The organism is Achromobacter aloeverae (assembly GCF_004121055.1).
GTDB classification, from domain to species: domain Bacteria; phylum Pseudomonadota; class Gammaproteobacteria; order Burkholderiales; family Burkholderiaceae_B; genus Bordetella_C; species Bordetella_C aloeverae.
Window position 1 is genome coordinate 648,134 of record NZ_PYAL01000001.1, and the last position, 24,758, is coordinate 672,891.

The window sequence follows — 24,758 nt, forward strand, 5'->3', positions numbered from 1 at the left end:
GCTTGAACCGCGCTTGAACGAAGGCTCGCCCCAAGGCCTGGACGGCGCGGACTATCCGTGCCCGCGCCCGGGGCGGCCGTGATCATGGCGGTGATCATGGCCATCGTCATGATCGTGGTCATGATGGTGATCATGGCCGTGCCCGTCCTCATGCTCGTGATCGTGTTCATCGAGCACCAGGTGCACCAGCCCCGGTTCGGTCGCCACGCCGATCTTCTTTCCGATCGGCAGCGTTGCCTTGCTGGCGATGTGCCCGTAAGGCAGGCCGGTGAGCACCGGCACCTTGACGGTCTGCCGCAACCACTTCACCACTTCCGGCATGTCGAAGCCGGCATCGTTCGGCGCCAGCCGGTAGTTGGTGAAATGCCCCAGGAGTATGGCCTTCTGCTTCTGCAGGATGCCGGCCTGCCAAAGCTGGGTCAGCATGCGTTCGACGCGATAAGGATGCTCGGCCACGTCCTCCAGGAACAGGATGCCGCCGCGTATGCGCGGCATGTACGGCGTTCCCACCAGCGAGGCCACCATGGCCAGGGTGCCGCCCCAGAGTATCCCGCGGCAGTCCACGGGATCGGCGTCCGCGGTCTCGAAGCTGAGGATCTCCAGTTCGCCGCGCATCAGCTCGCCGAACAGCGCGCTGGTCAGTTCATCGACCTTCTTGCCGCCGAAGTCCGCCATCGCCGTGGCGCCGGTATAGCTGACGGCGCCCGTCCGCGCCAACAGGGCCAGGTTGAAGGCGGTGAAGTCGCTCATGCCGACGAAGCGCTTGCCGCTGTCGGCCACCGCCTTCCAGTCGATCATGGGCAGCAGGCGGCCCAGGCCATAGCCGCCGCGGGTGGCCATGACGATGGGCTGCTTCTGCTTGAGCGCGCGATCCAGCGCGGCCAGGCGCTGCGCGTCGGTACCGGCGAAACGCTGGTGCACGGCCAGCGCGCCGCGGTCGACCACGGTGCGAAAGCCCTGGGCCGTGAGGTTGTGCCTGGCGCGTTCGACGGCTTCGGGGTCGGCCACCGCCGACGAGGGCGAAATGAGATAAATGCCTTGCTTGTTGCTCATGTCTGGATTTCCTTGCGGCGGCGCGCCCGGAAAAAACCGCGCAGCAGGTCGCCGCAGGGTTCCGCCAGGACGCCGCCATGGAAGGTGGTTTGATGATTCAACTGGCCGACCGCGCCGATATCCAGCACGCTGCCGCAGGCGCCGGTTTTCGGGTCCGCCGCACCATAGCAAACGCGCGCGAGCCGCGCATGCAGCATGGCGCCCATGCACATGACGCAGGGTTCCAGCGTGACGTACAGGCTGAGCCCCGGCAGCCGGTAATTGCCCAGCCGCCGGGCGGCGGCGCGCAAGGCGACGACTTCGGCATGCGCGGTGGGATCGTGGTCGATGATGGTGCGGTTGTAGCCGGCGCCCAGCACATTGCCGTCGGCATCGACCAGCACCGCGCCCACGGGCACTTCGCCGACGGCGATCGCGGCTTCGGCTTGCGCCAGCGCCAGCCGCATCATGGCCGCATCGTGTTCCTCCCGCGCCGCCGGCGCGCCTTGCAGCGCCGGCGCCTCAGCCACGGTACACCCGGGACTTCAAGGCGATGCGCCCCGCCAGGCTGGTGACGGCCTCTTCCAGCCATTGATAGAGCTCGGCCTCGTCGTCGTAGCGCGCCTGGTTCAGGTTGGACACCCTGCCGTCCTCGATAAAGCCCCAGGCCCGGCTGCGCTTGTCGCGATGACGCGGGTCCCAGACGCCGAAGGCATAACCGCCCGCGCGCCGAAGCAGGGAAAAGCAGGGAATATCGGTATAGCCGTCGCCCACGAAGATCATCTGGTCGAAAGGAATGCGCAGGCGATCTTCCGGGACCTTGCGATTGACCTCGAACGGCTTGCTGCGGAAAGCCGGGCCGACGATGCCCTTCTGGATATGGAACAGATAGCGGGTCTTGTCCGTGAAGCTCACGATCCTGCGCGGAAAGCGGATGCCGCCGTCCTCGCCATAGACGAATTCCGAGGCCCAGATATCGGTGAATTCATGGGCGACCGGCGTGGCCCGCACCACGTCGCCGATGCCGCTGGAAATCAGGTAGAACTCCAGCTGCACTTGCGGATGGGCCGCGCGCACGGCGTCGCGCAAGCGCTGGAACAGGGTGCGCACGCCCGTGTGCAGCGGCAGTTGCCCACCCCATTGCGCCAGGCGTTCGCGCGTGAACCGGCCGTGCTTGCCGCTATGCGACAGCTCGATCATGCGATAGAGGTAGGCGGGCACGGGATCCCAGTCCTGCTCGAACATCAAGGGATCGACCTGTTCCTTCCAGAACGTGGCCGTGTCCACGCCCACGCTCTCGAGGAAACCCGACGTGCTGTCGGGCGCCAGCGTGTCGTCGAAATCGAAGATCAGGGCGATGACGTCGGACATGAAGCGGGGGACGGAAACAAAACAACCGCCATTTTGCCTGAAAGCGGCATCATGCACCGTGCGCGCGCCGGTCCGCGCCCCCGCGGACCGTTACCGGGTATGCAGATTGCTCAACCGAGCGACATTTCGCCCGTCGGAGCCATCATGCCCCCCACCTCCCCCATTCGTGTGGTCACCGGCCAGGCACCGGAAAAGCTGGACCGCGCCACATTTCGCGAAAGATTCATGCAGCGCTTCTACGATCCCGCTTTCGCCCCGGAGGAGGCGGCGCTACGCCGCCTGGAAGATATCGCCTGGCAGAACTACCAGGCCAGCCGCAAGTCGCCGGTGACCGCCAAGGCGGGACCCGGCCATGCCGACCCCGACTACGATCTCTCGGTGGAGTGGACCGCCGCCCGCCAGCGCATAGAACAGGCGCAAGCGCGCCAGCGCGATCCGGCGACCCCGTCGCGCGTCCTGCTCATTTCGGGGTCTTCCCGCAACGATGGCAGTTGCCCGGGCGAAATGTCGAAGACGTGGCGCCTGGCCACCCTGGCCGCGGGCCAGTTGCGCGCGGCGGCCATCGATGTGGACATCCTGGACCTCAGCCTGCTCACGTCCGAATACCAGCGCGTGATCCATCCCTGCAAGGGTTGCGTGTCGACCGCCATGCCGCTGTGCCATTGGCCCTGTAGCTGCTACCCCAACCATGCGCTGGGCCAGGTCAACGACGCCATGAACGACATCTACGAGCGCTGGGCCGCGGCGCACGGCATCCTGATGGTCACGCCAACCTATTGGTACCAATCGCCGAGTCCCTTGAAATTGATGATAGACCGGCTGGTATGCGCCGACGGCGGCAACCCCGATCCCACGTCCACCCACGGCAAGGACGCCGAAAAGGCCAAGCAGATTGAATTGGCGGGTTGGGACTACCCCAAGCACCTGCCCGGACGGGTGTTCGGCCTGGTGGTGCATGGCGACGTCGCCGGCATCGAGGGGCAACGGCGGGCGCTGGTCGACTGGCTGCAGTGGATGGGGCTCAGGCCGGCCGGCAGCAGCGCGATCTTGGATCGGTATATCGGCTATTACAAGCCCTACGCCACCAGCCACGCCGATTTGGACGCGGACCATGCCGTGCAGGAGGAAACCCGCAATGCCGCGCGCGCCCTGGCCGCGGCCATCGCGGCAAACCGCGCCGGCCGGCTCGCCGCCCCGTCCGCGGCCCAGGTCGACCCGCGGCCGAAATAGCCCGAAGTAGCCCGAAGTAGCCTGTATTCCGCGCGGACCTTGCCCGGGCGGCGCCGGGCGGAAAAATACAAAGCCGGGCGGCCCCGAAGGCCGCCCGGCTTCATCTTGCCGTGGCAACGTTCAATAACGCGGCGAAGACCCATAAGGCGTCGTGCTGGGGGGCACTGCCGGCGGAGGAGCCATCGGCGCCGATCCGCCCGACGGATACCCCGAACCCGGCGCATAGCCCGAGCCCGACCCGCTGGAATTCGGCGCATAGCCCGGCGCAGTGGAGCCGGACGTGCCGGCCGGCACCTGGATCACGGTCTCGCGCAGGACGCCGCCGCCGGCGACGCTACCCTGGACCGTCGTCTGGCCCTGCCCCGACATGAGGTACATGCAATCCTGGCGCTGGTCGGCCGGCAAGGCATTGCAGCGCTGTTCCGCGTTGCGCGCCTCGCCCGAGCTGCCCACGTCGCTCAGGCCATTGCGGCGACGCTCGACCTGGGCCGCGCCCGCTTCCCGCAGGCAGGTGGCCTTGGCCTGGCTGGTGTGGCCGCTGTTGCAGGCGGCGACGTCGCGCTTGTATTGCTCGTCGGCATGCGCGCCGGCGCTGAGGCCCATCAGGCCGGCGGCGCACAGCGCCAGCCCGGCGGCCGACAATCTCAGGCGGCGACCGGTTCGCGGTTGTGCAAGAGCCGATTGCGTAGCGGTTCCGAAGTCCATTGTGTTTACCTCCCACCAATTTCAGTTCAGGTTGGCGCCATTGCGCTGGCGGCGGGCAAGAAACCGGACAGTCACACCGTCCGGCGCCCTTGCGGACATGCTCAGCAATTAGCGTACCCGGGATGCACAGCGTGGCGCCCTGAAGACGTTGCCGCATGTAACAACCGCACGCCGGCGCCGTGGCGCGATGCGCGGGCGGTTACATGTAGGGACAGAACCTCAAGAGGCTCCCCGGGCTGTCCGCCTGCCGTTGAGCAGGTCCGCGTCCATGCGGCGAAAGACGAGCCCGGACACCAGGGTAATCGTCCCGACGATGGCGAAGGTCAGGCGGAACGCCGTCGCGGACGGCTGCGCGGCGCCGCCGGAAAACCATCCGACCATGGTGCCGCCCAGCGTCACCCCCAGGCTGATGGCCAGCATCTGCACCATGGAGAACAGGCTGTTGCCGCCGCCGGCGTCCTCCACGCTCAAGCCCTTGAGCGTCACCGTATTCATGGCGGCGAACTGCATGGAATTGGCCCCGCCGAAGATCGCCAGCTGGACGACCTGCACGGCCAGCGGCCATCCGGGCGCCAGGGCGGCGAAGGAAACGATGGACGCCCCGACCACCACCGTATTGACCAGCAGGAAGTTGTCATAGCCATAGCGCCGCACCAGGGGCGCCACCCAGGTCTTGCAGATGACGCCGGCGACGGCGGTCGGCAGCATCATCACGCCCGAGTACAAGGGACTGTAGCCCATCTGCAATTGCAGCAGCAAGGGCAGCAGGAAAGGCACGGCGCTGCTGCCTATCCGGCACACCAGGTTGCCTACCAGGCCGACGCTGAAGTTGGGCTCGCGAAACAGGGCCAGGCGAAACAGCGGCAGCGGATGGCGCCGCGCATGCGGGATGTAGAGCAGCACGGTCAGCGCGCTGAGCAGGAACAGCCCGGCGCTCCAGGCGGCATGATGCGGACCGGCCGGCGCGTCCAGCGCCAGCGAGAACGCGACCATGCAGCCCGACAGCAGCACGAAGCCGATGGCGTCGAACGGGGGCGCGATGCCGCTGATGCCGGCGGGCAGGTAGGCGCGCACGGCGAACAGGCCGATGATGCCGATGGGCAGGTTGATGAGGAAGATCCAATGCCAGCTGATGGCCTGCACCAGCCAGCCGCCCGTCATGGGCCCCACCAGCGGCCCCACCTGGCCGGCGACGGAGATGAAGGCCAGCGCGGCGATATAGGCGTCGCCGCGCATGGTGCGCAGGATGGACAGGCGGCCGATCGGCAGCAGCATCGAGCCGCCCACGCCTTGCACCACGCGCGCCGCCACCAGTTGCGGCAGGTTGCCGGCCATGGCGCAGAACAGCGAGCCCAGCGTAAAGACGAGGATGGACGTGAAGTACACCCGGCGGGTGCCGTAGCGGTCGGCCAGCCAGCCGGACGCCGGCGTCAGCATGGCCATGGTCAACGTATAGGCCACCACCACGGCACGCATGTCCAGGACATCCTCGCCCAGGCTGTGGGCCATGGCTGGCAAGGCGGTGTTGACGATGGTGGTATCCAGCGCCTGCATGAAAAAACCGGCCGCGACCACCCACTGCATGCCGCGATACGATGAACTTTCCGTCATGTGCTCTCTCTGTGCGTCGACCCGCCGGCATGCTTGCACCTGGCCGGCGGCCGGCGCGCCGGTATCCGCTCGGCCATGCCGCGGGCCGACCGCAATCATAGGCGCATCGCCTATGATCACGTAATCCCGCGCGCGGACGGCGTCCGATTTAAGTGGATCGTCAGCCGGCGCGCCTCGACGGCGCATTTCCGATGCCGATTTCCTGGAGTTTCCCGGTGTCCAGTTCCCTCCCCGCCCCGCAAGCCGCGGGCATCGAAATATTCGGCGCCGAGCCCACCGCCGTCGCCGCCGAGCGCGATCGCGCCCTTGCCTACCTACGGGAGCTGGGGCTGGCGGACGTGGCCGAAATTCAGGACGAAAAACAAGACGAAAAGCAGGCCAGCGAGAAGAACGGCGCCTGGCTGGCCCGCCTGCGCCTGCGCCCCGATATCGCCGCCGCGTGGACGCCCGGCTTCGACACCACGGGCCTGCGCCCTCTCCTGGACCAGCGCCATCCCGGGGACCCGGAGCGCAACCTGGAGCGCGAGATCGTTGTCGCCCTGCTGGCCGCGCCGGTCGCCTTCCGCTATCCCAGCCACGACGAGCTGGCGGCCGCCGTGCGCATCAAGCGCGACATCGTGCAGGCCGCCTACAAGACCGAACTGGCTTTCGACACCGAACAGGCGGAGCGCCCGGCGGACTACTGGACCTATGCCGAGGACACCGGTTTCACCGTGCTGCCCGGCAAATCGCTGATCGAGGCATTGCGCAAGGCTTCGCAGCCGGAGGACTCCGGCAAGCTCTATTCCTTCTCGTGCTACCGCGCCACCGAATACGTGACGCTGCTGGGGATCGCGCAGGAGCTGGCGCGCAGCAACCCGGCCCTGCTGGCGCAATTGCAACGGCGATGGGAAACGCGCGCCATCATGTCGGGCCTGTTCCACGACGTGTTCCTGCGCGAGTATGGGTCCATGGAAGCCCCGCTGCCGCCGAAGTACTACGTGCCGGGCGACCGCCTGTGGTTTCGCAACCCCGATGAACGCTCGGCCGACGCCGAGGGCTTCGAGGGTTCGTGGGTGTTCTACCTGGGCAGTGGTTTATTCAACAATTTCTGGAAGCACGAACAACCCTTCACGCTGACCACCAAGTGCGTGGAGATCTACCACTGGCGCGACGGCGTGTACGTCGACGCGGCGGGCAAGACGCGGCTGGACGAGAGCATCGTGGAAGCCAAGGTCCGCGTCTCGCTGGCCGACCCGGCCGAGGTCGAACGCATCCTGAAGCTGATGGTGCGCCTGCGCGAGCCGCGCGGTGTCTATGTCGACGGCGGTTGCATCGACACCACGCGCGAGTGCGTGCGCTGGGTTTGCCCAGGCACGGCGGACCTGGTGATCCCGCCGGCCTGAGACTGCCCTTCCCGCAGCGCCGGCGGCGTCTTCTTCCCACAGCGCTTGCGGGACCTCGCTGTGGGCCTCGCTGGCGACCTCGCTGTGGGGCCTCGCTGTGGGACCTTCTTCTTACTGCGCTTGCAGCGCCTTCAGTATCCGGCTACCCGGGCGGCCATCTTGCGGCAAGCCCAGGCGCGCCTGCTCGGCGGACACGGCCTCGCGCGTGCGGCTGCCCGGAATGCCGTCCGGCGTGCCGACGTCGTAGCCACGCGCCGCCAGCAATTGCTGCAACTGCTTGATCTGCGCGCGCGACAGGCCAGGGTCGTCGGTGGGCCATGGCGTCACCAGCGGCCCGTCGCCCTTGAGGCGATTGGTCAACAGGCTGACCGCCAACGCGTACTTGCGCGCCTGGTTGTAATGCAGGATGGCGTCGAAATTGTTGGTCGCCAGGAATACCGGGCCGCGCGCACCCGTCGGCGCGAAGATATAGGCAGGCACCCCTGCCCAGGGCGGCCCGCTGCGCACGCTGCTCAAGGGCTTGCCGTCGGCCAGGGTGACGCCCGCCGTGGACCATTGCGCCAAGGTGCGCCGGTCCTGCGGATTCATGATTTCGACGTCGGGCGTCTGCGGCAAGGCCGCGGCCAGCGCGCCGGGCAGCTTCACCTCGACCACCGGCGGCAGGCCGCGCGTCCACCTGGCCTTGCGCTTGAGCAGGTGATTGGCCGTGGACGCCAGCGCATCGGGCAGAGAGTTGTAGAGGTCGATGCGACCATCGCCATCGCCATCGGCCGCCAGTTCGTAGAAAGACGTCGGAATGAATTGCGTCATCCCGAACGCGCCGCTCCAGGACCCGATGAAGTTCTCGCGCTGCACGACGCCGTCACGCAGCAGGCGCGCCGAGGCATAGACGTTCTTGGTCCACAAGGGCTTCTGCTCGGTGCAGGCGCGCGTCAGCCACGCATCGAGCACGTCCACCTTGCCAAACTGGGTGCCGTAGTTGGTCTCGATGCCGAAGATGGCCACCAGGGGTTCGCTGTCGATTTGATAGGTCTGGTCGATATTGGCCAGTTGCGGCGCGTATTTCTGCAATACCGCCTGGCCCTCGGCCACGCGCTGGTCATCGACGGTCTTGGCGATGTAGTCCCACCAATACTCCTTGCTCTCGGGCTGCGCCTTGGCGGCGGACACCGTGGCTGCCAGCAGCTTGGAGCCCTGGGTATAGCGGTCGAAGTCGGCCACGCTGATGCCGTTGGCCGGCGCGTCCGTGCGCAGCCTGGCCAGGCAGGCGGAGGCATCCCGGTCCTGTTCGGGCGCCGGCGGCGTCGCCTGGGGAGCCAGGATAGGCGCGGGCGGGCTGTCGGCGGGAACGGGACGCAGCGCGGGGGCGCCGGTCTGTGCCAGCACGGAATGGGACACGGCCACCCCGGCGCCCAGGCCGGCGAGGACCAGCAAGCGCGACCAGCGCAAGGAAAACGGATGGCGGGACGAAGGCGTAGCAGCGGGCATGAGGATCCAGGCGTACCGGTTGAATGGGCCTTATGGTTGAGCGGACCTTATGGTACCAAGGTGCAGGACGGGCAATGGCGGGGCAATGGCACGGCAGTGCCTGGCGACGCGGGCCGGGCAAAGTGGCGGAGGAGCCAGGAGCCGGCCGCGGGAGCTCGGGCCTGGGCGCTCCCGGGCCTACTGCTTCTCCAGGCGTTCAAGCAGGGCCATGGCGGCCGCGGGGGCTTTTTCCTTGGCGCCGTTGATGAAATAGAGATAGACGTCACGCTGCGCGACGCCCTGCTTGCCCGACGGCGCGCCGGACGCGCGCCTCGCGTCGACCCGCGGCAATGCTTCCGGCGTGCCGCCGGCCGCCCACGTGCGCGCATGGGCGGCCCAGGCGTCCAGTTCGCGCGGCGGATAGCCGGCGCGCAGCCGCGCGTTGGCGCACATCAGGCGGGCGTAGACGAAATCCGCCGTCAGGTCCGCCATGGAGGGAAATTTGGGGTTGTCCGTGTAGACCGTGGCCACCTTGTATTTGCGCGCCAGCGCGAGATAGGCGGGATCGAGGAAGCTGTCGTGGCGGACCTCCAGGGCGTGGCGCAAGAGGACACCGTCCTGCCGCGTCGGCAATAGATCGAGAAAGCCCTCCAGGTCCTCGGCGTCGAAAGCCTTGGTTGGCGCGAACTGCCACAGGATAGGACCCAGTTTCGCGCCGAGTTCCGTGATGCCGCTTTCCAGGAAACGGCCGATCGACGCCGCGCCCTCGGTCAACACGCGACGATGCGTGGCATAGCGGCTGGCTTTCAGGGTAAAGACGAAATCCGCGGGCGTCGCGTCGCGCCAGCGGGCGAACGAGGCGGCCTTTTGCGTGCCGTAATACGTGCTGTTGATTTCGATGGCGGTGACATGGGCGCTGGCGTATTCCAGTTCGCGGCTCTGCGGCACGCCGTCGGGATAGAACACGCCCCGCCAGGGGGCGTAGTTCCAGCCGCCTATGCCGACGCGAACGCCGTGGGCCGGCGGGTGCGCCTTCTTCGATGCAGATGCCGTCGTCATTCGATCAAGGCCCCCAGAACCAATACCGCCAGCACCACCCAGAAAACAAAACCGAGCAGGGATCGCCGGACCAGGGCGCCGATGGCGGCCCATAGCAGCAAAAGTCCCAGTATAAGCAGCGCGAAGTTGAACAGGGTCGGGTTCATTCCCAAGGCGCGCGCCAGGCCGCCGGAAAACTCCCCGATAGCGTGGCCGAAGCCGCCCAGGACGTACTTGAGGGCGCCGACGATGGTGCGGATGACCTCGCCGAAGGTATTGCCCAGGGACGTGAAAAAACTGTCGGATTGCATGGATGTCACGCGGCATGGATCCGGGATGGCCCGGGATGGCCCTGCTCAGCAGGAAGCATGCCCGCCGCGGGCTGCCATCGGGCTGCCATCGACTGCCCACGCCGGGCTGCTCAGGATGCGCCATGAGATCGGCACCCGTGGCCGCCGCCGCTCGCCCGCGCTAACATGCGGGCCTGTCGATGCGCCGCCGCCTGGGACGCAAGCAAGGATATACGCCGGATGGAAGAAATCGAACTCAACGACGGCACCGCCGATCGTTTTCTGCTGGACGCGCCCGGCCTGTCGCTGGTCGTCTTCCATAGCCGCACCTGCGCCAACTGCAAGCTGGCGCGCGAGCAACTGCCCAGAATGGACCTTCAAGTCCAGCGCCTGTGCTGGATAGATGCGGGGGAGAACGGCGGCCTGGTGCAGCGCTACGAAGTCTTCCACCTGCCGGCCATGTTCGTGGTGCGCGACGGCGTCTTCTATGGCGCGGTGCAGGCTTCCCTGCAGATGTGGGATATCCGCCGCCAGATCGCGCTGGCGCTGGACAGCTATCCCGCGACCCTGCCTTAGACCCCGTTCCCGCGACGCCGACCCCGGCGCACGCGGCGGCGGCATGCGCGCCGCCGCCGTGCGCCGCAACGTGCGGCTACCCACGTCAGGTCCACGCCATTGCCCCGGTCAGTTCACCGTCGCCCCCGTCTGCTTCACCACCTTGCCCCATTTGGCCGATTCGCTTTCCAACAGCTGGCCGAACTCCGCCGAACTGCCCAGGCTGAGCGTCAACCCCGCCGTGGCCAGCGCCTTGCGTGCGTCCTCGGTCCGCATGACCTGGTCGGTGGTGTCGTGCAGGCGCCGCACCACCTCCGGCGGCGTGCCGGCGGGCGCGAGCAGGCCCAGCCAGATCGTGGCCTCATAACCCTTCAGTCCCGCCTCGTCCAGGGTAGGCACGTCGGGCAGGTCCGGCGACCGTTGCATCGTGGTGACCGCCAGCGCGCGCAGGCGCCCGGCCCGTATCTGCGGCAAGGCCGCGGTGACGCCCAGGAATCCCATCGAGACCTGGCCGCCCATGATGTCCGCCAGCGCCTGGCCGCTGCCGCGGTAAGGCACGTGCATCAGCTGCAGGTCCGCCATGCTGGCGAACAGTGCCGCCGCCAGGTGCTGGCTGCTGCCATTGCCGGAAGACGCATAATCGAGCCGCCCGGGCCTGGACTTGGCCAGCGCGATCAATTCGCCGACGCTGGCGGCCGGCACCTTCTGCGGATTGGTCACCAGCACGTAGGGGCTGTCCACCAGCTTGGCGACGGGCGCGAAGCTCTTGATGGGGTCGTACGGCAGCGTCTTGTACAGCCACGGCGCGATAACATGGGTGGTGGAGATCAGCACCAGCGTGTAGCCGTCGGCCGGCGCCTTGGCGACGTAGTCCGTGCCTATGGTCGACCCGGCGCCCACGCGGTTCTCGACCACCACCGGCTGGCCCAGCGCGGCGCCCAGCTTGTCGCCAAGCAGGCGCGCCACCACATCGGTGAAGCCGCCCGGGGCGAACGGGACGATCAGGCGGATGGGCGCGCTGGGGTATGGACCCGCCTGCACGGGCCCCTGCGCATGGACAGGAACGGCGGGCAGCACGCCGCAGGCAAGCAGGACAGCCCAGGAACGAACGGCGCGGACAACAGCGCCTGCAAAGCAAAGTCGCATCCTCGTCTCCTCGTTTTTCCGCCTGGTCGCCGACGGACGCCCAGGCCCGGCCCGGTGGTCCGGACTCGCCCTTCTTCTCCACGCGGCCCGGTGGTCCGGGCTCCTGTCCGGTCCTAGCGGTAGACCGGGTCCGGCTGCGTGTAGAACGCATGCAGGATGTGATAGACCATGTAGTAGTTCTTCTGTTGGAAGCTGGCGTGCGAGATGCCCGGCATCACCGTGAACTGCTTGAAAGTGTTCGGCAGCCGGGCGAAGAAGGCCATCAGGTCTTCGAATGAGGCGATGCCGTCGTATTCGCCCCGCATGACGATGACCGGCAGGTCGATCTTCGCGGGATCGACCAGCGGCAGTCTGGAGCACATGTCGACGTAGGTGCCGGTGGGCATGGAGTTGTCCAGCGACAGGATGGCGTCGGCGAAGGCGGACACGGTGTTGTCGTCGGCGCAACCGGGATGGTCGCGCGTGAAGATGCTTTGCACGAAGGCGCGATCGATGGGCCGGCGATTCCTGGCGATGAATTCCGGCAGGCGCTGCTTGCGCTGCGCCAGCGTGGGGCTGCCCTCCCCGGTCCAGACGAAGGCATCCAGCGCCAGGCGCGCCACCCGTTCCGGATACTGCTGCGCGAACAGCGCCGCCTTCAGCGCGCCCGAGGAAATACCGTACATGTGCAGGCGCGTATCCCGCGCGCGCGCCAGGATGTACGCGCTGCCGGCGGCCAGGTCCAGCGCGCCGTTGGCAATGTCGGAATTGACGGGCCGATGCTTGCTGGAACGGCCATAGCCCTCGTTGTCCATGCACCAGGTGTCGAAGCCGCGCGCGGCGAACCAGTCCATGGCCGAGGAATCGGGCCGTCCCGGGACGCTGAGATCGAACGTGGGCTGCGAGGCCATGGACGAGCCGTGCACGAAGAATATCGTGCCGGCATGCGGCACGCCGGCGGCGGCCGGCTTGTGCCAGAGGAACAGGTCGACGTCGTCGCGCCGGGTCCAGTGTTCCTCGCCGCCATGCCAGGTCACGGCGTTGGTGCCGCCCAGGGCGTCGTGCGCGGATGCTGCTGATGACATGAATCGACCTCTCATCGTCTGCGTTTGAAGCTTGCGATGTTGAGCGCCGGCGCGCGGCGATTCAATGCCTATCGATGAACAGACTGTTCACGGGCCGTCCGCGCGCGTCAATTCGCGCGGGTCAATCCCAATAGGGCTGTTCGCCGAATTGCGCCACCAGGAAATCGACGAACAACCTGGTGCAATGCGCCATGGTGGGATTGGGCAGATAGGCGGCATAGAGCGCCCGCTCCGGCAGGCGATAGTCCGCCAGCACGCGCCGCAGCCTGCCATCGCGCAAGGCCTCGCTGGCCGCGAACGTCGGCACCACGGCGATGCCCAGGTCCGCGAGCGCGGCCTCCACCACGGCGTCGGCGCTGTTGGCCTTGAAATTCCCCTTGGGCTTGACCGCGCAATCGCCGTCCGGTCCCTGGAAGGTCCACTCCCCCCGCGCATTGGCGAAGTAGACCAGGCAGTTGTGCGCCGCCAGGTCGGCCGGCGTGAGGGGCGCCGGGCGGCGCGCCAGGTAGGCCGGGCTGGCGCAGGCGACCATGCGCATCGGCGCCAGCCGCCGGGCGACCAGCGACAGCAGCACCGGTTCGTCGGCCTGCCGGATGACCACGTCGGCGCCGCCGGTGATAAGGTCGGGAAACTGCTGGCTCAGGTCCACGTCGACCGATACCTCGGGATAGCGCGCCAGGAAACGCGCGATGGCCGGCAGCAGATGGCGCCGGCCGAAGGTCATGGCGGAGCTGATGCGGATGTGCCCGCCCGGCGAACTGCGGAATTGCTCGATTTCGTGGCGGGCGTCCTCGGCGTGGGCGATCAGTTGGCGGCAGCGATCGTGAAACAGCTCGCCGGCCGGCGTGAGGCCCAGCTTGCGGGTGGTGCGGTGCAGCAGCCTGACGCCCAGCGATCGCTCCAGATCGGCCATGTGCTTGCTCGCCAGCGCCTTGGAGATGCCCAGCTTTTCCGCCGCCCGGGAGAAGCTCTTGGTATCGGCGATGGCCGAAAACGTCAGGAATTCGTTCAGGTCGAGCATGGGGTCTACCCGGAGATGCCCGCGGTCCGCGCGCCTGTCGCGCGGCGCCCGGGCGCGGCCTCGGATCCAGGCTGCGGCCATATTAGCGCAGCAGCGCTCGTCGACGGCAGGGCCGGGACGCTCGCGGGACAGGGCCCGGCGGCGGTGGGAACGCGGATGGCGATGGGACGGACCACGGCGACGGGCGCGGAACTTGCGGGCCGGGCGCGGCCCGCGGCCCGCGGCACCTGGCAGCCGACTGCCGGACCGCCGGACTGCCGGACTGCCGGACTGCCGGACCGCCGGACCGCCGAACCGCCGAACCGCCTACGGAAAACAAGGAAGACGCCGCACTCCGGCTCTCCGCCAGCATGGATCGCCCCCCGCCCATCGCCAGCATGAACCGCCTACCGCCTCCCACCCAGGTGAACCAAGGCCCGGAGCCGCCACCGGACAGCATCACCAGCGACATCCCCGCCCGCCTCGACCGGCTGCCCTGGTCGGGTTGGCACTGGCGCATCACGCTGGCGCTGGGCGTGGCCTGGGTGTTGGACGGCCTGGAAGTGACCCTGGTCGGGTCCATCGGCGGCGTGCTGCAACGCGCCGACACGCTGGCCCTGTCGGCGACCGAGGTCGGCTGGGCCGGATCGCTGTACATCGCCGGCGCGGTGATCGGCGCCCTGGGATTCGGCCGCCTGGCGGACCGCCTGGGACGCAAGAGACTGTTCCTGCTCACGCTGGGCATCTACATGGCGGCCACGCTGGCGACCGCGTTTTCCCAGGGTTTCGTCTTCTTCGCGGTTTGCCGCTTCGCCACCGGGCTGGGCATAGGCGGCGAATATGCCGCCATCAATTCGGCCATCGACGAGCTGATACCCGCCCGCGTGCGCGGCCGCGTCAACCTGGCCATCAACGGCAGCTTCTGGCTGGGCGCCGCCCTGGGCGCGGGCCTGAGCCTGCTGCTGCTGGACCCCCGGGTATTGGGGCCGGCGCTGGGCTGGCGCGCGGGCTTCGGCCTGGGTGCGGTACTCGCGCTGGCGATCCTGCTGGTCCGGCGCGACGTGCCGGAAAGCCCACGCTGGCTGCTCTCGCATGGACGCGCCGACGAGGCGCGGCGTGTCGTCGACGCCGTCGAGGCGCACGTGCGCGTCCGGCACGGCGACCTGCCGCCCGCGCACGGCAGCATTACCTTCCATCGCCATGCCGGCGCCAGCCTGCGCGACGTCGCGCGCGTCCTGCTGCGGCGATACCGGCGGCGCAGCGCGGTGGCGCTGGCCCTGATGGTGTCGCAGGCGTTTTTCTACAACGCCATCTTTTTTACCTATGCGCTGGTGCTGACCCGCTACATGGGCGTATCCGGGGAGCGCGTGGCGCTGTACGTCTTTCCCTTCGCGCTGGGCAACGTGCTGGGCCCGCTGGCGCTCGGCCCCCTGTTCGACCGGGTTGGGCGCCGGCGCATGATCGCCGTGACCTATGTCTGCTCGGGGCTGGCCCTGGCGGCGACGGCCTGGGTATTCCTGCGCGGATGGCTGGGGGCCGATGGCCTGGCCTTGTGCTGGTCGGCGGTGTTCTTCCTGGCGTCGGCGGCCGCCAGCTCGGCCTATCTGACCGTCAGCGAGGTATTCCCGCTGGAAACGCGGGCGCTGGCGATCTCGATCTTCTATGCCGTGGGTACGGGCGTGGGCGGGGTGGCCGGCCCGGCCTTGTTCGGATACCTGATCGAGACCGGCACCCGGGCCGACCTGGCGGGCGGCTACCTGGCGGCCGCCGCGCTGGTGATCGTCGCGGGCGGGCTGGCCTTGCGCCACGGCGTGGACGCGGAACGCAAGCCGCTGGAGGAAATCGCCACGCCCCTGGGGGCGGAATAGGCCGCGCAGGATGGCGACCGGCCCTGCCGGCGGGGCGCCGGGCCGGCGGTACGCGATTCGATATGGGCGTTATTGTCAAGTTGCGACGACTTGTACTCCCCGGAACCTGTGGATGCAAACCTTGGTCTATGATCGGAATTCGTGTCGACTCACGCAAGCCGAGGTATGCATGAACTGGAAGTTCACCGCCGTTTTCCTAATCGCCGGGCTGACCGCCTGCGCCCACAACAACGACACTATTTCGTCGACCAGCGATAGTAGTTCGAGCAGTGCCAGTAGTTCGAGCAGCGCCAGTAGTTCGACCGGCGCCGGCAGCTATGGCGGCGGCAGCACGTATGGGGGCGGCAGCTACGGGGGCGGCAGCTACGGCGGTAGCGGCTATGGCGGCGCGGCCACCGGCGGCGCGCGGGTCAGTTGCGACGCCCAGCCCGTGCAGAACATGATAGGCAAGACGCTCACCAACGAGACGACGGAGCAGGCTCGCACGGGATCGCATTCCGCCAAGGTACGGGTGCTCAAGCCTGGCCAGGTGATGACCATGGAATACGATCCGACCCGCATCAACCTGATCACGGACAAGAACAACGCGCTGACCGCCTTGCGTTGCGGTTGATCGCCCGATCACCCGATCACCCTTACGGTTACGGGCCGCCGCCGGGCCGCGCCGCAATAACCGGAGTGCCGGGGCGCGGCGCCGGGCGCATCATGCAAGGCATGCCTGCCAATTTACCGCTGAACCTGCCTCTTCCCCCGGCCCAACCCTGGGCCGACCCCTTGCCTGTCTCCGTCCCCGCCCCCGTCCCCGCTCCGCTCGCCGAACGCCTGGCACGCGTGGATGACGCCCGCCTGGCTCGGGATCTGGACGCGGGCGGCTGCGCGATCATCGACCGCCTGCTGACGCCCGCGATGTGCGATGCGCTGAGCGCCGCCTACGACGACAGCGGCCCCCCCGGCCAGCCGCGCTATCGCAGCCGCATCGTGATGCAGCGGCATGGCTTCGGCCGCGGCGAATATCAGTACTTCGCCTACCCCCTGCCGGACCTGGTGGCGGCGCTGCGCCTGGCGTTCTATCCCAGGCTGGTCGGCATCGCCAACGCCTGGAATGCCCGCCTGGGCAGCGACGCGCGCTACCCGGCGGCCCATGCCGAGTTCCTGGAGGCCTGCCATGCCGCCGGGCAGACACGACCCACGCCCTTGATCCTGCGCTACGGCGCGGGCGACTACAACTGCCTGCACCAGGATCTCTACGGCGAACACGTCTTCCCCTTGCAGGTGGCGGTGCTGCTCTCCGAACCCGGCCGCGACTTCGAAGGCGGGGAGTTCGTCCTTACCGAACAACGGCCGCGCCAGCAGTCGCGCGTGGAGGTTGTCGATCTGCGCCAGGGCGACGCGGTGGTGTTCGCCGTCAACGAACGCCCCGTGGCCGGCACGCGCGGCGACTATCGGGTGAAGCTGCGCCACGGCGTCAGCCGGGTGCGCGCGGGAAGCCGCTACACGCTGGGCATCATTTTCCACGACGCCGCCTGAGCCCAGGGGCGCGCGCCAATTGCTCCGCCGCGGCGATGGCCTGCGCCAGGAACGGCGACGCGTCGCCCCGACGCCAGCTGAGTATCACCGGCGACGTGAATGATGGAAGAGCCCCCACGCCGCGCGCCTTGTGCCTGCTACCCTCCGGAAAGGCGTTTTCATCGTGGGGCGGCCCGGCGGCGATGGGCAGGCTGAGCAGATCCGCGCGCAGCGACCGCTGCACGCTGGCCGGCACCACCGTCAAGCCCAGGCCCGCCGCGACCAGGCCCAGCGCCGTCTGCAGCTCATTGGCCTCCTGCACGACCACGGGCTGGTGGCCCGCCGCGCGAAACAGGCCCATCACGTGGTCGCCGTAGTTCGGCCGCGGCCGCGCCGGATAAAGGACGAAAGGCTGCTCCGCGAGTTCGGCCACCGTCAGCCGCTTGCGCGCGGCCAGTCGATGCTGCAGCGGCAGGACGGCCACCAGCGGCTCGTCCATCAACACGCGGCGCTCGATGGCCGGATCGTCGAAGGGGATGCGGCCGATGCCCAGGTCGATGCGGCCGCTCTTCAAGGCCTCTATCTGCGGCAAGGTGGTCATCTCGCTCAGCCCCACCTCGACCCGCGCGTCCGCCTGTCGCAAATGGCGTATCAATTCAGGCACGAACCCGGACAAGGTGGACGGCACGAAGCCGATGCCGAACCAGCGGGCCGCATGCGCGCCCAGGCGCCGCGTGCCGACCACGATTTCGTCCAGGCGCGCACTCAACTGCAGGGATTGCTCATAGAAGAAGCGCCCCGCCTCGGTCAGCTTCAGTCCGCGGGTGCCCCGCTCGACCAGGCTCACGCCCAGCTCTTCCTCCAGCTGGCGGATCTGGCGCGACAGCGGGGGCTGCGCGATATGCAGCGCGGCGGCCGCCCGGGTAAAACTGCCCTCGCGCGCCAGCGCCTGGAAATAACGCAGGTGCCTGAACTCCATGGCTATACCTCAAAAGTATGGACGCCAACCAATATAGTCTTGGACGCCCTCCCTTTCCAGGGCAATACTGCGGCTATTCATGATTACGCTCGTTTCAGGTATGCCTACGCCCACTATCGTGTCGATCGAGACCCTCCTGGTCGATCTGCCCACCATCCGCGCCCACCAGCTGGCCATGACCGTCATGCAGAAGCAGACTTTGGTCATCGTGCGCCTGCGCGCCAGCGACGGCATCGAAGGGCTGGGCGAGGCCACCACCATAGGCGGGTTGGCCTACGGCGAGGAAAGCCCCGAGGGCATGAAGCTGGCCATCGACACTTACCTGGCCCCGGCCCTGGTGGGCCAGGATGCCGGCAACGTCAATGCTGCCCTGCACCGCCTGGACAAGGTCGCGCGCGGCAACCGCTGCGCCAAGTCCGCGCTGGAAACCGCCCTGCTCGACGCCCAGGGCAAACGCCTGGGCGTGCCGGTGTCGGCGCTGCTGGGCGGCCATGTGCGCGATGCCCTGCCCGTGCTGTGGACGCTGGCCAGTGGCGACACGGCGCGCGATATCGACGAAGCGCAGGCCCTGCTGGCCGCCGGCCGGCACGACACGTTCAAATTGAAGATAGGCCGGCGCGCCATCGCCGACGACGTGCGCCACGTGGCAAGCATCAAGACCGCGTTGGGCGAACGCGCGCGCGTCACCGTGGACGTCAACCAGGCCTGGAACGAAGCCGACGCCGCCGGCGCCATCGCCCGCCTGGAGGCCGCCGGCGTGGACCTGATCGAACAGCCTATCGCCCGCGAGAACCGCGCCGGCATGGCGCGCCTGGCCGCGCGCTTCGTCGTCCCCATCATGGCGGACGAGGCAGTGGCCACGCCCGAGGACGCGTTGGAGCTGGCCCGCCTGGGCGCGGCCGACGTGCTGGCCCTGAAGATCGCCAAGTCGGGCGGCCTGCACGGCGTGCTGCGCTGCGCCGCCGTCGGCGACGCGGCCGGCATGGCCTTGTATGGCGGCACCATGCTGGAAGGCTCCATCGGCTCGGTAGCGTCGGCGCACGCGTTCCGCGCCCTGCCCACCATGGCCTGGGGCACGGAGCTTTTCGGGCCCCTGCTGCTCAAGGACGACATCGTGGCCAATCCGCCGCGCTACGAGGATTTCGCCATGCACGTGCCGGCCGGACCGGGGCTGGGGCTGATGCTGGACGAGGACAAGCTGGCGTTCTACAGCCGCAAGGGATAAATCCCGGCGCGCTGGCTACCCCGATTTACCACCCGGGCCGTGCCCGGGCAGGACAGAACAAGGACATAGGAGACTTCCATGCGTATTACCCGAGTTCTCGCGCGCGCCATGCTGGCCGCCGGCTTTCTCCTGGGCGCGGCCGGCGCCCACGCCGCGGGCTACCCCGAACGGCCCGTCAAGTGGGTGGTTCCCTTCCCGCCGGGCGGCGCCATGGACGCCATCGCGCGCACGCTGGCCGAGGCCATGGGCCGCAAGCTGGGCACCTCGTTCATCGTCGAGAACCGCCCCGGCGCGGGCGGCAATATCGGAGCATCGACGGTGGCGCGCGCGGCGCCCGATGGCTACACCATCATGATCGCGGCCAACGGCATGGCCGTGAATCCCGCGCTGTACCACGACATGAACTACGACCCCCAGAAGGACTTCGCGCCGATCTCCCTGCTGGCCATCGTTCCCAACGTGCTGGTGACCAATCCCCAGCGCAACGACGTGCACAGCGTGGCCGACGTCATCGCGCAGGCCAAGGCCAAGCCCGGACGCTACACCTACGCGTCGGCCGGCGTCGGCACCTCCATCCACCTGGCGGGGGAGCTGTTCGCGTCGATGGCGCAAGTCGACATGCTGCACGTGCCCTACAAGGGCAGCGGCCCCGCGATGGCCGACCTGCTGGGCGGCCAGGTCGACTACATGTTCGACAGCATCACGTCGGCCAAGCCCCACATCCTGGCCGGCAAGCTGCGCGCGCTGGCGGTCACCCCGTCCAAGCGCTCCTCGGCCCTGCCCGATGTGCCGACGGTGGCCGAGGCCGGCCTGCCCGGCTATGAATTGCTGCCCTGGTTCGGCGCTTTCGCTCCGGCCGGCACGCCGCCGGAAATCGTGCAGAAGCTCAACACGTCGATGCGCGAGGCGATGGCCGATCCGAAGGTCAAGGACACGCTGGACTCCATCGGCGCGGAACCGGTCGGCAGCACCCCCGACGAATTGCGAGCCCACCTGGCCAAGGAAACCTCGCAGTGGGCCGTGCTGGTGAAAGAACGCGGCATCAAGATCCAATAACGCCAGCAGCACCGCAAAGACACGCCGGGCAGGCATCCGGCGACTGATGGCCGGCGCCCCAGGGCGCCGGCCGTCGGCTTTGCGGCGCCGGCGCCTGGCGCTTGGCCTGGTGCGAGATACCCGGCATCACGCGCGCCAGGACGGCGCCTCGGCCCGGAAGAAGGCCAGGAAGGCGCGCAAGGCCGGACGCATCTGCCGGCGCGACGGATAGTAGATATAGAAGCCGTCGAACGACGGGCACCAGTCCTCCATCACGGCAACCAGGCGCCCCGCCTTGAGGTCCTCGGCGATGGTGTGCTCGAACAGGAAGGCCAGCCCCAGGCTGTCCAGCGCCGCGCGCCGCATGGCGCTTTGCTGGGGCAGGATCAGGTTGCCCCGCACGTCGACGTTGTAGGCCTTGCGTCCCTTCTTCAATTCCCAGCGATAGACGCGCCCGCTGCTGAAGCGGCGCCGGATGCAGTTGTGCTGGGCCAGGTCCCGCGGATGCCGTGGCGCCGGATGCGCGGCGAAATACCTGGGCGTGGCGACGATCAGGCTGCGCTGCGGACCGCTGGCGGGCACGGCGATCATATCCGCGTGCAGGCTTTCCCCCAGCCGCACCCCCGCGTCGCAGCCGCTCTTGATGATGTCCTCGAAGTTGTCGTCGGCGCGAAGGTCCAGCTCGATACCCGGATACCGCGCGCAGAAAGCCGGCAAACGCCCCAGGATCAGGTCCTCCGCCACCGACAAGGCCATGGTGACGCGCAGGGGGCCGGATGGCGCATCGCCCTGTTCCGCCGCGTCTTGCAACGCGGCCGTGATATCGGCAAAAGGCTCGGTGACCCGGGACAGCAGGCGGGCCCCCTCCTCCGTCGGCCGCGTCGCGCGCGTCGTGCGGGCCAGCAGCCGTACGCCCAGGCTGTCTTCCAGCGTCGAGACGGCATGGCTCACCGCCGAAGGCGCGATGCCGAGGCGCTCGGCCGCGCGCCGGAAACTGCCCAGTTCCGCGACGCTGACGAAGACCATGAGTTGCGAGGTTTGCGTCCGGTTCATTGTTCTATCCAATAGATCAAGGTTATCTCGATTACATGGATTATCGAATCAATCGGGATTCCTTACCATGGCGTTGTTCCCACCTTGTCGTTCTCACCTTTTCCATTTCCAAGGAGCTAGCACCATGCAACAGCGCACACTCGCACAATTCCAGGTCTCGGCCGTGGGCCTGGGCTGCATGGGCCTGAGCCATGCCTACGGCCAGCAGGACGAATCGGCGTCGCTGGCCACCCTCGACCGGGCACTGGACCTCGGCGTCAATTTCTTCGACACCGCCGAAGTCTATGGGCCGCTGCGCAATGAAATCCTGCTGGGCAAGGCCTTGAAGGCGAAGCGCGACCAGGTCGTCATCGCCACCAAGTTCGGCTTCACCTATCGCCAGGAACGGACGGATTTCGGCGAAATCACGGGTACCGACGGCAGCCCCGAAAATGCCCGGGCGGTTGCCGAAGCGTCCCTGCGCCGGCTGCAAACCGACGTGATCGACCTGTACTACCTGCATCGTGTCGACCCCGCGGTGCCCATCGAGGACACCGTGGGCGCGATGGCGCGGCTGGTCGAACAGGGCAAGGTGCGGGCCATCGGCCTGTCCGAGGTCTCGGCCGAGACGCTGCGCCGCGCCCATGCCACGCACCCCATCGCCGCGCTGCAAAGCGAATATTCGCTGTGGACGCGCGACGTGGAGAGCAATGGCGTGCTCGACGCCTGCCGCGAGCTGGGCGTGGCCTTCGTGCCCTTCAGCCCGCTGGGACGCGGTTTCCTGACGGGCAAGCTGGCGCCGGTGGCCGAGTTGTCCGAGGGTGATTTCCGCCGCAGCCTCCCGCGCTTCCAGCCCGAACACGCGCAAGTCAACCGGGAACTGGTGCGGGTCATCGAGGACATGGCGGCGGCCAAGGGCGTCACCGCCGCGCAGATCGCCCTGGCCTGGGTGCTGGCCCAAGGCGAGGACATCATCCCCATTCCGGGCGCCAAGCGCATCCCGCACCTGGAGCAGAATGTCGCCGCGGTGGACGTCCGGCTCGACGCCGCCGACCGCGCCCGCCTGGACGAGACCTTCGCGCCCGAAAACGTCTCCGGCAGCCGCTATCCCGCGGCGTTGGCGGCCATGGCGCAGAAGTAAGGCCCGATCCCTTCGCCGCCTGGCGACGGCGTGTCGGCGGCCGGAGCCCGGCGATGCCGGGCACCGGGTAAGCCCTAAGGTTCTCTTTCTCGTTCTGATTGGTAGAATAACGTTCTGTTCTACGCACCCCCTTGCATCCTGCCCCGGCGCTGCAAGGGGGCGAGCGCGCCGCTCCGCCCGTGAGCGCGCCATGCAAGGAGGGAATGTGAACGATCGAAGCAAGGGAGCGCACCTGCGCGCCAACGGGATACGGCAGCATTACCTGCATCTGGCCGGTCCAGGTCCCAGCGTGCTCATCGTCCCCGGCATCGTCAGCCCGGCCATCCTCTGGCGCCACGTCGGGGAGTGGTTATCGGAGGACTACGACTGCTACATTCTTGACGTGCGAGGGCGCGGCCTGTCCGAGGCCGGTCCGCACCTGGACTACGGGGTCGGCGCATGCGCGCAGGACGTGACTTCGTTCGTCGAGGCGGCCGCGCTGCACGCCCCCATCGTCGTCGGCCATTCCATGGGCGCGAGAATCGCGCTGCGCGCGGCCACGCTGGCGCCAGGCCTGTTCGGCGCGCTGGTGCTGGTCGATCCCCCCACCAGCGGTCCCGGCCGTCGCGCCTACCCGGTGCCGAAGGCGAGAACCCTGGGACTGTTGCAGGCCGCCCATCGAGGCGAGGCATTGGAATTCATGCAACGCAGCGGCGCCGCGCCATGGCCGGACGTCCTGCAAGGGCTGCGCGCCGAATGGCTGTGCACCTGCGACGAGCGCGCGGTGCACGTCACCTATGACGATTTCCACGGCGAAGATATCTACGCCGACATCGCGCGGACGCAAGAACCGTTGGCCCTGCTTTGCGCGGGAACGGGCGGCGTCGTCTCGGATGCCGACATCGCCGAGTTGCGCCAATTGCGCGATGACTTGTACGTCACCCGCCTGCCCGGCGTCGGCCACCAGATGCAGGCCGAGGATTTCGCCGCCTTTAAACCCGCGTTGGGCGATATCCTTGCCCGACATCGTCAGACCCTAGCGAGGAACCGCGATTGAAAGTCGATGCGGAAGTACTGGAACTGTTCACCAAAGAAATGGCGCTATGCGGCGTCAAGCCCGGCGAAACGGTGGTCGTGCTGACCGCCGACGACGAATGGCAGGACAACGCCGCGGCCTTCATGGCGGCGATCCAGGCCCTGGGGGCGACCACCTTCAACCTGAACGTGCGGCGCGGGCAGAAGAACGCCGTTGGCGTGCAAGGGCGCCATCCCCTGGTCGGCAACGAACTGGCCATGCGCACGCTGAAATCGGCCGACATGGTCATCGACATGGTGGGCCTGCTGTTCTCGCGCGAACAGGCGGAGATCCAGGCCGCCGGCGCGCGCATCCTGCGCGTGATGGAACCCTTCCACGTCCTCCGGCAGATGTTCCCCACGGAGGACCTGAAACGTCGCGTCGAATACGCCAAGGACCTGCTGGAAAAGGCGAAGGAATTGCGCTTCACGTCCGAGGCCGGCACCGACGTGACGTACCAGCTGGGCCAATATCCCGTGATTTCGGAATACGGCTACACGAACGAACGAGGCCGCTGGGACCATTTCCCTTCCGGCTTTTCGTTCACGCAGGGCAACGATGGCGGCGTCAACGGCACCGTCGTCCTGCAGCCGGGGGACATCCTCTGCGCCTTCAAGAAATACGTCGAGTCTCCAGTCACCTTGAAAATCAAGGATGGCAAGGTCATCGACATTTCCGGCAGCGGCGTCGACGCGCACCTGATCGACAGCTACATCAAGAGCTTCGATGACGACCGCGCCTATGCCATTTCCCATATCGGCTGGGGCCTGAACGAAAAGGCGCGCTGGTACCAGTTCTCGGTCTCCCGCCAACTGTCCACCGAGCACGTGATGAACGCGCTGTCCTTCTACGGCAACGTGCTTTTCTCCCTGGGACCCAACCTGGAGGTGGGGGGCGATAACGACACCGCCTGCCACCTGGACCTGCCCATGCGCCGCTGCAGCCTGTGGCTGGACGGCGAACGGATCCTGGAGGACGGCGAGGTCGTCCATCCGGCGATGCGCGTGGACCGCCACGCCTGACC

The 24,758-nt window shown here is 67.9% G+C and carries 24 protein-coding genes; 11 read left to right on the forward strand and 13 right to left on the reverse strand.

Going from position 1 to position 24,758, the window contains the following annotated elements; all coding sequences use genetic code 11:
- Positions 1-51: 51 nt before the first annotated feature.
- The 3 genes from C7R54_RS02800 to C7R54_RS02810 are packed head-to-tail and all read right to left on the reverse strand — an operon-like array spanning position 52 to position 2,403.
- Entirely contained in the window at positions 52-1,053 is a 1,002-nt protein-coding gene (locus C7R54_RS02800) for an LD-carboxypeptidase (protein WP_129148657.1), read from the reverse strand.
- Positions 1,050-1,544: a tRNA adenosine(34) deaminase TadA gene (gene tadA / locus C7R54_RS02805; protein WP_129149413.1), complete on the reverse strand. Its 495-nt coding sequence runs from the start codon at positions 1,542-1,544 to the stop codon at positions 1,050-1,052. The genes C7R54_RS02800 and tadA overlap by 4 nt, the downstream gene beginning before the upstream one ends.
- 10 nt (positions 1,545-1,554) lie before the next feature.
- Positions 1,555-2,403: a haloacid dehalogenase-like hydrolase gene (locus C7R54_RS02810; RefSeq protein WP_129148658.1), complete on the reverse strand. Its 849-nt coding sequence runs from the start codon at positions 2,401-2,403 to the stop codon at positions 1,555-1,557.
- Positions 2,404-2,547: 144 nt separating this feature from the next.
- On the opposite strand from C7R54_RS02810, the gene C7R54_RS02815 reads away from it, so the two are divergent.
- Positions 2,548-3,633 carry a flavodoxin family protein gene (locus C7R54_RS02815; protein WP_129148659.1) on the forward strand — a complete coding sequence of 362 codons (1,086 nt, stop codon included), beginning with the start codon at positions 2,548-2,550 and terminating at the stop codon, positions 3,631-3,633.
- A gap of 120 nt (positions 3,634-3,753) precedes the next feature.
- Here the strand turns inward: C7R54_RS02815 and C7R54_RS02820 are convergent, their stop codons facing one another.
- On the reverse strand, positions 3,754-4,338 hold the full coding sequence (locus C7R54_RS02820) for a hypothetical protein (RefSeq protein ID WP_129148660.1): 585 nt from the start codon (positions 4,336-4,338) through the stop codon (positions 3,754-3,756).
- Between the two features lie 219 nt (positions 4,339-4,557).
- A complete protein-coding gene (locus tag C7R54_RS02825) occupies positions 4,558-5,949 on the reverse strand; it encodes a DHA2 family efflux MFS transporter permease subunit (protein WP_240039345.1) in 1,392 nt (463 codons plus the stop codon).
- Positions 5,950-6,140: 191 nt separating this feature from the next.
- Between C7R54_RS02825 and C7R54_RS02830 the strand changes: the two genes are divergently transcribed.
- Positions 6,141-7,334, forward strand: coding sequence for a hypothetical protein (locus C7R54_RS02830; RefSeq protein ID WP_129148661.1), 1,194 nt, complete (start codon positions 6,141-6,143; stop codon positions 7,332-7,334).
- A 111-nt stretch (positions 7,335-7,445) separates the two neighbouring features.
- Here the strand turns inward: C7R54_RS02830 and C7R54_RS02835 are convergent, their stop codons facing one another.
- The 3 genes from C7R54_RS02835 to C7R54_RS02845 all read right to left on the reverse strand — a co-directional run bounded on the left by C7R54_RS02835 (position 7,446) and on the right by C7R54_RS02845 (position 10,150).
- Positions 7,446-8,822: a lytic murein transglycosylase gene (locus tag C7R54_RS02835; RefSeq protein ID WP_129148662.1), complete on the reverse strand. Its 1,377-nt coding sequence runs from the start codon at positions 8,820-8,822 to the stop codon at positions 7,446-7,448.
- A 177-nt stretch (positions 8,823-8,999) separates the two neighbouring features.
- Positions 9,000-9,860 carry a DUF72 domain-containing protein gene (locus C7R54_RS02840; protein ID WP_129148663.1) on the reverse strand — a complete coding sequence of 287 codons (861 nt, stop codon included), beginning with the start codon at positions 9,858-9,860 and terminating at the stop codon, positions 9,000-9,002.
- Positions 9,857-10,150, reverse strand: coding sequence for a hypothetical protein (locus tag C7R54_RS02845; protein WP_129149415.1), 294 nt, complete (start codon positions 10,148-10,150; stop codon positions 9,857-9,859). The genes C7R54_RS02840 and C7R54_RS02845 overlap by 4 nt, the downstream gene beginning before the upstream one ends.
- A 219-nt stretch (positions 10,151-10,369) precedes the next feature.
- On the opposite strand from C7R54_RS02845, the gene C7R54_RS02850 reads away from it, so the two are divergent.
- Entirely contained in the window at positions 10,370-10,705 is a 336-nt protein-coding gene (locus C7R54_RS02850; protein WP_129148664.1) for a thioredoxin family protein, read from the forward strand.
- A 108-nt stretch (positions 10,706-10,813) separates the two neighbouring features.
- On the opposite strand, the gene C7R54_RS02855 is transcribed toward C7R54_RS02850, so the two are convergent.
- The 3 genes from C7R54_RS02855 to C7R54_RS02865 all read right to left on the reverse strand — a co-directional run bounded on the left by C7R54_RS02855 (position 10,814) and on the right by C7R54_RS02865 (position 13,915).
- Positions 10,814-11,830, reverse strand: coding sequence for a tripartite tricarboxylate transporter substrate binding protein (locus tag C7R54_RS02855; RefSeq protein ID WP_129148665.1), 1,017 nt, complete (start codon positions 11,828-11,830; stop codon positions 10,814-10,816).
- 113 nt (positions 11,831-11,943) lie between these two features.
- Positions 11,944-12,894, reverse strand: coding sequence for an alpha/beta hydrolase (locus tag C7R54_RS02860; RefSeq protein WP_129148666.1), 951 nt, complete (start codon positions 12,892-12,894; stop codon positions 11,944-11,946).
- A gap of 121 nt (positions 12,895-13,015) precedes the next feature.
- Positions 13,016-13,915, reverse strand: a complete 900-nt coding sequence (locus C7R54_RS02865; RefSeq protein WP_192903573.1) for a LysR family transcriptional regulator — start codon at positions 13,913-13,915, stop codon at positions 13,016-13,018.
- A 377-nt stretch (positions 13,916-14,292) separates the two neighbouring features.
- Between C7R54_RS02865 and C7R54_RS02870 the strand changes: the two genes are divergently transcribed.
- The 3 genes from C7R54_RS02870 to C7R54_RS02880 all read left to right on the forward strand — a co-directional run bounded on the left by C7R54_RS02870 (position 14,293) and on the right by C7R54_RS02880 (position 17,289).
- Positions 14,293-15,762, forward strand: coding sequence for an MFS transporter (locus C7R54_RS02870; RefSeq protein WP_129149416.1), 1,470 nt, complete (start codon positions 14,293-14,295; stop codon positions 15,760-15,762).
- 169 nt (positions 15,763-15,931) lie between these two features.
- Positions 15,932-16,375: an I78 family peptidase inhibitor gene (locus C7R54_RS02875; RefSeq protein ID WP_129148668.1), complete on the forward strand. Its 444-nt coding sequence runs from the start codon at positions 15,932-15,934 to the stop codon at positions 16,373-16,375.
- A gap of 101 nt (positions 16,376-16,476) precedes the next feature.
- Complete coding sequence (locus tag C7R54_RS02880) at positions 16,477-17,289, forward strand: 2OG-Fe(II) oxygenase (RefSeq protein WP_129148669.1); 813 nt, start codon at positions 16,477-16,479, stop codon at positions 17,287-17,289.
- On the opposite strand, the gene C7R54_RS02885 is transcribed toward C7R54_RS02880, so the two are convergent.
- A complete protein-coding gene (locus C7R54_RS02885) occupies positions 17,267-18,247 on the reverse strand; it encodes a LysR family transcriptional regulator (RefSeq protein WP_129148670.1) in 981 nt (326 codons plus the stop codon). The genes C7R54_RS02880 and C7R54_RS02885 overlap by 23 nt on opposite strands.
- Before the next feature lie 100 nt (positions 18,248-18,347).
- Here C7R54_RS02885 and C7R54_RS02890 point away from each other — a divergent pair, with 100 nt between their 5' ends.
- The gene (locus tag C7R54_RS02890; protein WP_129148671.1) at positions 18,348-19,472 is read left to right on the forward strand and encodes a muconate/chloromuconate family cycloisomerase; all 1,125 of its coding nucleotides are present in this window, start codon (positions 18,348-18,350) and stop codon (positions 19,470-19,472) included.
- 78 nt (positions 19,473-19,550) lie between these two features.
- On the forward strand, positions 19,551-20,528 hold the full coding sequence (locus C7R54_RS02895) for a tripartite tricarboxylate transporter substrate binding protein (protein WP_129148672.1): 978 nt from the start codon (positions 19,551-19,553) through the stop codon (positions 20,526-20,528).
- A gap of 126 nt (positions 20,529-20,654) precedes the next feature.
- On the opposite strand, the gene C7R54_RS02900 is transcribed toward C7R54_RS02895, so the two are convergent.
- Positions 20,655-21,560, reverse strand: coding sequence for a LysR family transcriptional regulator (locus C7R54_RS02900; RefSeq protein WP_129148673.1), 906 nt, complete (start codon positions 21,558-21,560; stop codon positions 20,655-20,657).
- Between the two features lie 124 nt (positions 21,561-21,684).
- Between C7R54_RS02900 and C7R54_RS02905 the strand changes: the two genes are divergently transcribed.
- From C7R54_RS02905 to C7R54_RS02915, 3 genes are all read left to right on the forward strand, one after another.
- Positions 21,685-22,680: an aldo/keto reductase gene (locus tag C7R54_RS02905; RefSeq protein ID WP_129148674.1), complete on the forward strand. Its 996-nt coding sequence runs from the start codon at positions 21,685-21,687 to the stop codon at positions 22,678-22,680.
- Positions 22,681-22,885: 205 nt separating this feature from the next.
- The gene (locus C7R54_RS02910; RefSeq protein WP_158021134.1) at positions 22,886-23,716 is read left to right on the forward strand and encodes an alpha/beta fold hydrolase; all 831 of its coding nucleotides are present in this window, start codon (positions 22,886-22,888) and stop codon (positions 23,714-23,716) included.
- On the forward strand, positions 23,713-24,756 hold the full coding sequence (locus C7R54_RS02915) for a 2,5-dihydroxypyridine 5,6-dioxygenase NicX family protein (RefSeq protein WP_204524279.1): 1,044 nt from the start codon (positions 23,713-23,715) through the stop codon (positions 24,754-24,756). The genes C7R54_RS02910 and C7R54_RS02915 overlap by 4 nt, the downstream gene beginning before the upstream one ends.
- Positions 24,757-24,758 lie beyond the last annotated feature (2 nt).

Coding starts and splice junctions, on each gene's coding strand:
- C7R54_RS02800 (WP_129148657.1), bottom strand. CDS start 1,053: ATGAGCAACAAGCAAGGCATTTATCTCATTTCGCCCTCGTCGGCGGTG.
- C7R54_RS02810 (WP_129148658.1), bottom strand. CDS start 2,403: ATGTCCGACGTCATCGCCCTGATCTTCGATTTCGACGACACGCTGGCG.
- C7R54_RS02815 (WP_129148659.1), top strand. CDS start 2,548: ATGCCCCCCACCTCCCCCATTCGTGTGGTCACCGGCCAGGCACCGGAA.
- C7R54_RS02820 (WP_129148660.1), bottom strand. CDS start 4,338: ATGGACTTCGGAACCGCTACGCAATCGGCTCTTGCACAACCGCGAACC.
- C7R54_RS02825 (WP_240039345.1), bottom strand. CDS start 5,949: ATGACGGAAAGTTCATCGTATCGCGGCATGCAGTGGGTGGTCGCGGCC.
- C7R54_RS02830 (WP_129148661.1), top strand. CDS start 6,141: ATGCCGATTTCCTGGAGTTTCCCGGTGTCCAGTTCCCTCCCCGCCCCG.
- C7R54_RS02835 (WP_129148662.1), bottom strand. CDS start 8,822: ATGCCCGCTGCTACGCCTTCGTCCCGCCATCCGTTTTCCTTGCGCTGG.
- C7R54_RS02840 (WP_129148663.1), bottom strand. CDS start 9,860: ATGACGACGGCATCTGCATCGAAGAAGGCGCACCCGCCGGCCCACGGC.
- C7R54_RS02845 (WP_129149415.1), bottom strand. CDS start 10,150: ATGCAATCCGACAGTTTTTTCACGTCCCTGGGCAATACCTTCGGCGAG.
- C7R54_RS02850 (WP_129148664.1), top strand. CDS start 10,370: ATGGAAGAAATCGAACTCAACGACGGCACCGCCGATCGTTTTCTGCTG.
- C7R54_RS02855 (WP_129148665.1), bottom strand. CDS start 11,830: ATGCGACTTTGCTTTGCAGGCGCTGTTGTCCGCGCCGTTCGTTCCTGG.
- C7R54_RS02860 (WP_129148666.1), bottom strand. CDS start 12,894: ATGTCATCAGCAGCATCCGCGCACGACGCCCTGGGCGGCACCAACGCC.
- C7R54_RS02865 (WP_192903573.1), bottom strand. CDS start 13,915: ATGCTCGACCTGAACGAATTCCTGACGTTTTCGGCCATCGCCGATACC.
- C7R54_RS02870 (WP_129149416.1), top strand. CDS start 14,293: ATGAACCGCCTACCGCCTCCCACCCAGGTGAACCAAGGCCCGGAGCCG.
- C7R54_RS02875 (WP_129148668.1), top strand. CDS start 15,932: ATGAACTGGAAGTTCACCGCCGTTTTCCTAATCGCCGGGCTGACCGCC.
- C7R54_RS02880 (WP_129148669.1), top strand. CDS start 16,477: ATGCCTGCCAATTTACCGCTGAACCTGCCTCTTCCCCCGGCCCAACCC.
- C7R54_RS02885 (WP_129148670.1), bottom strand. CDS start 18,247: ATGGAGTTCAGGCACCTGCGTTATTTCCAGGCGCTGGCGCGCGAGGGC.
- C7R54_RS02890 (WP_129148671.1), top strand. CDS start 18,348: ATGCCTACGCCCACTATCGTGTCGATCGAGACCCTCCTGGTCGATCTG.
- C7R54_RS02895 (WP_129148672.1), top strand. CDS start 19,551: ATGCGTATTACCCGAGTTCTCGCGCGCGCCATGCTGGCCGCCGGCTTT.
- C7R54_RS02900 (WP_129148673.1), bottom strand. CDS start 21,560: ATGAACCGGACGCAAACCTCGCAACTCATGGTCTTCGTCAGCGTCGCG.
- C7R54_RS02905 (WP_129148674.1), top strand. CDS start 21,685: ATGCAACAGCGCACACTCGCACAATTCCAGGTCTCGGCCGTGGGCCTG.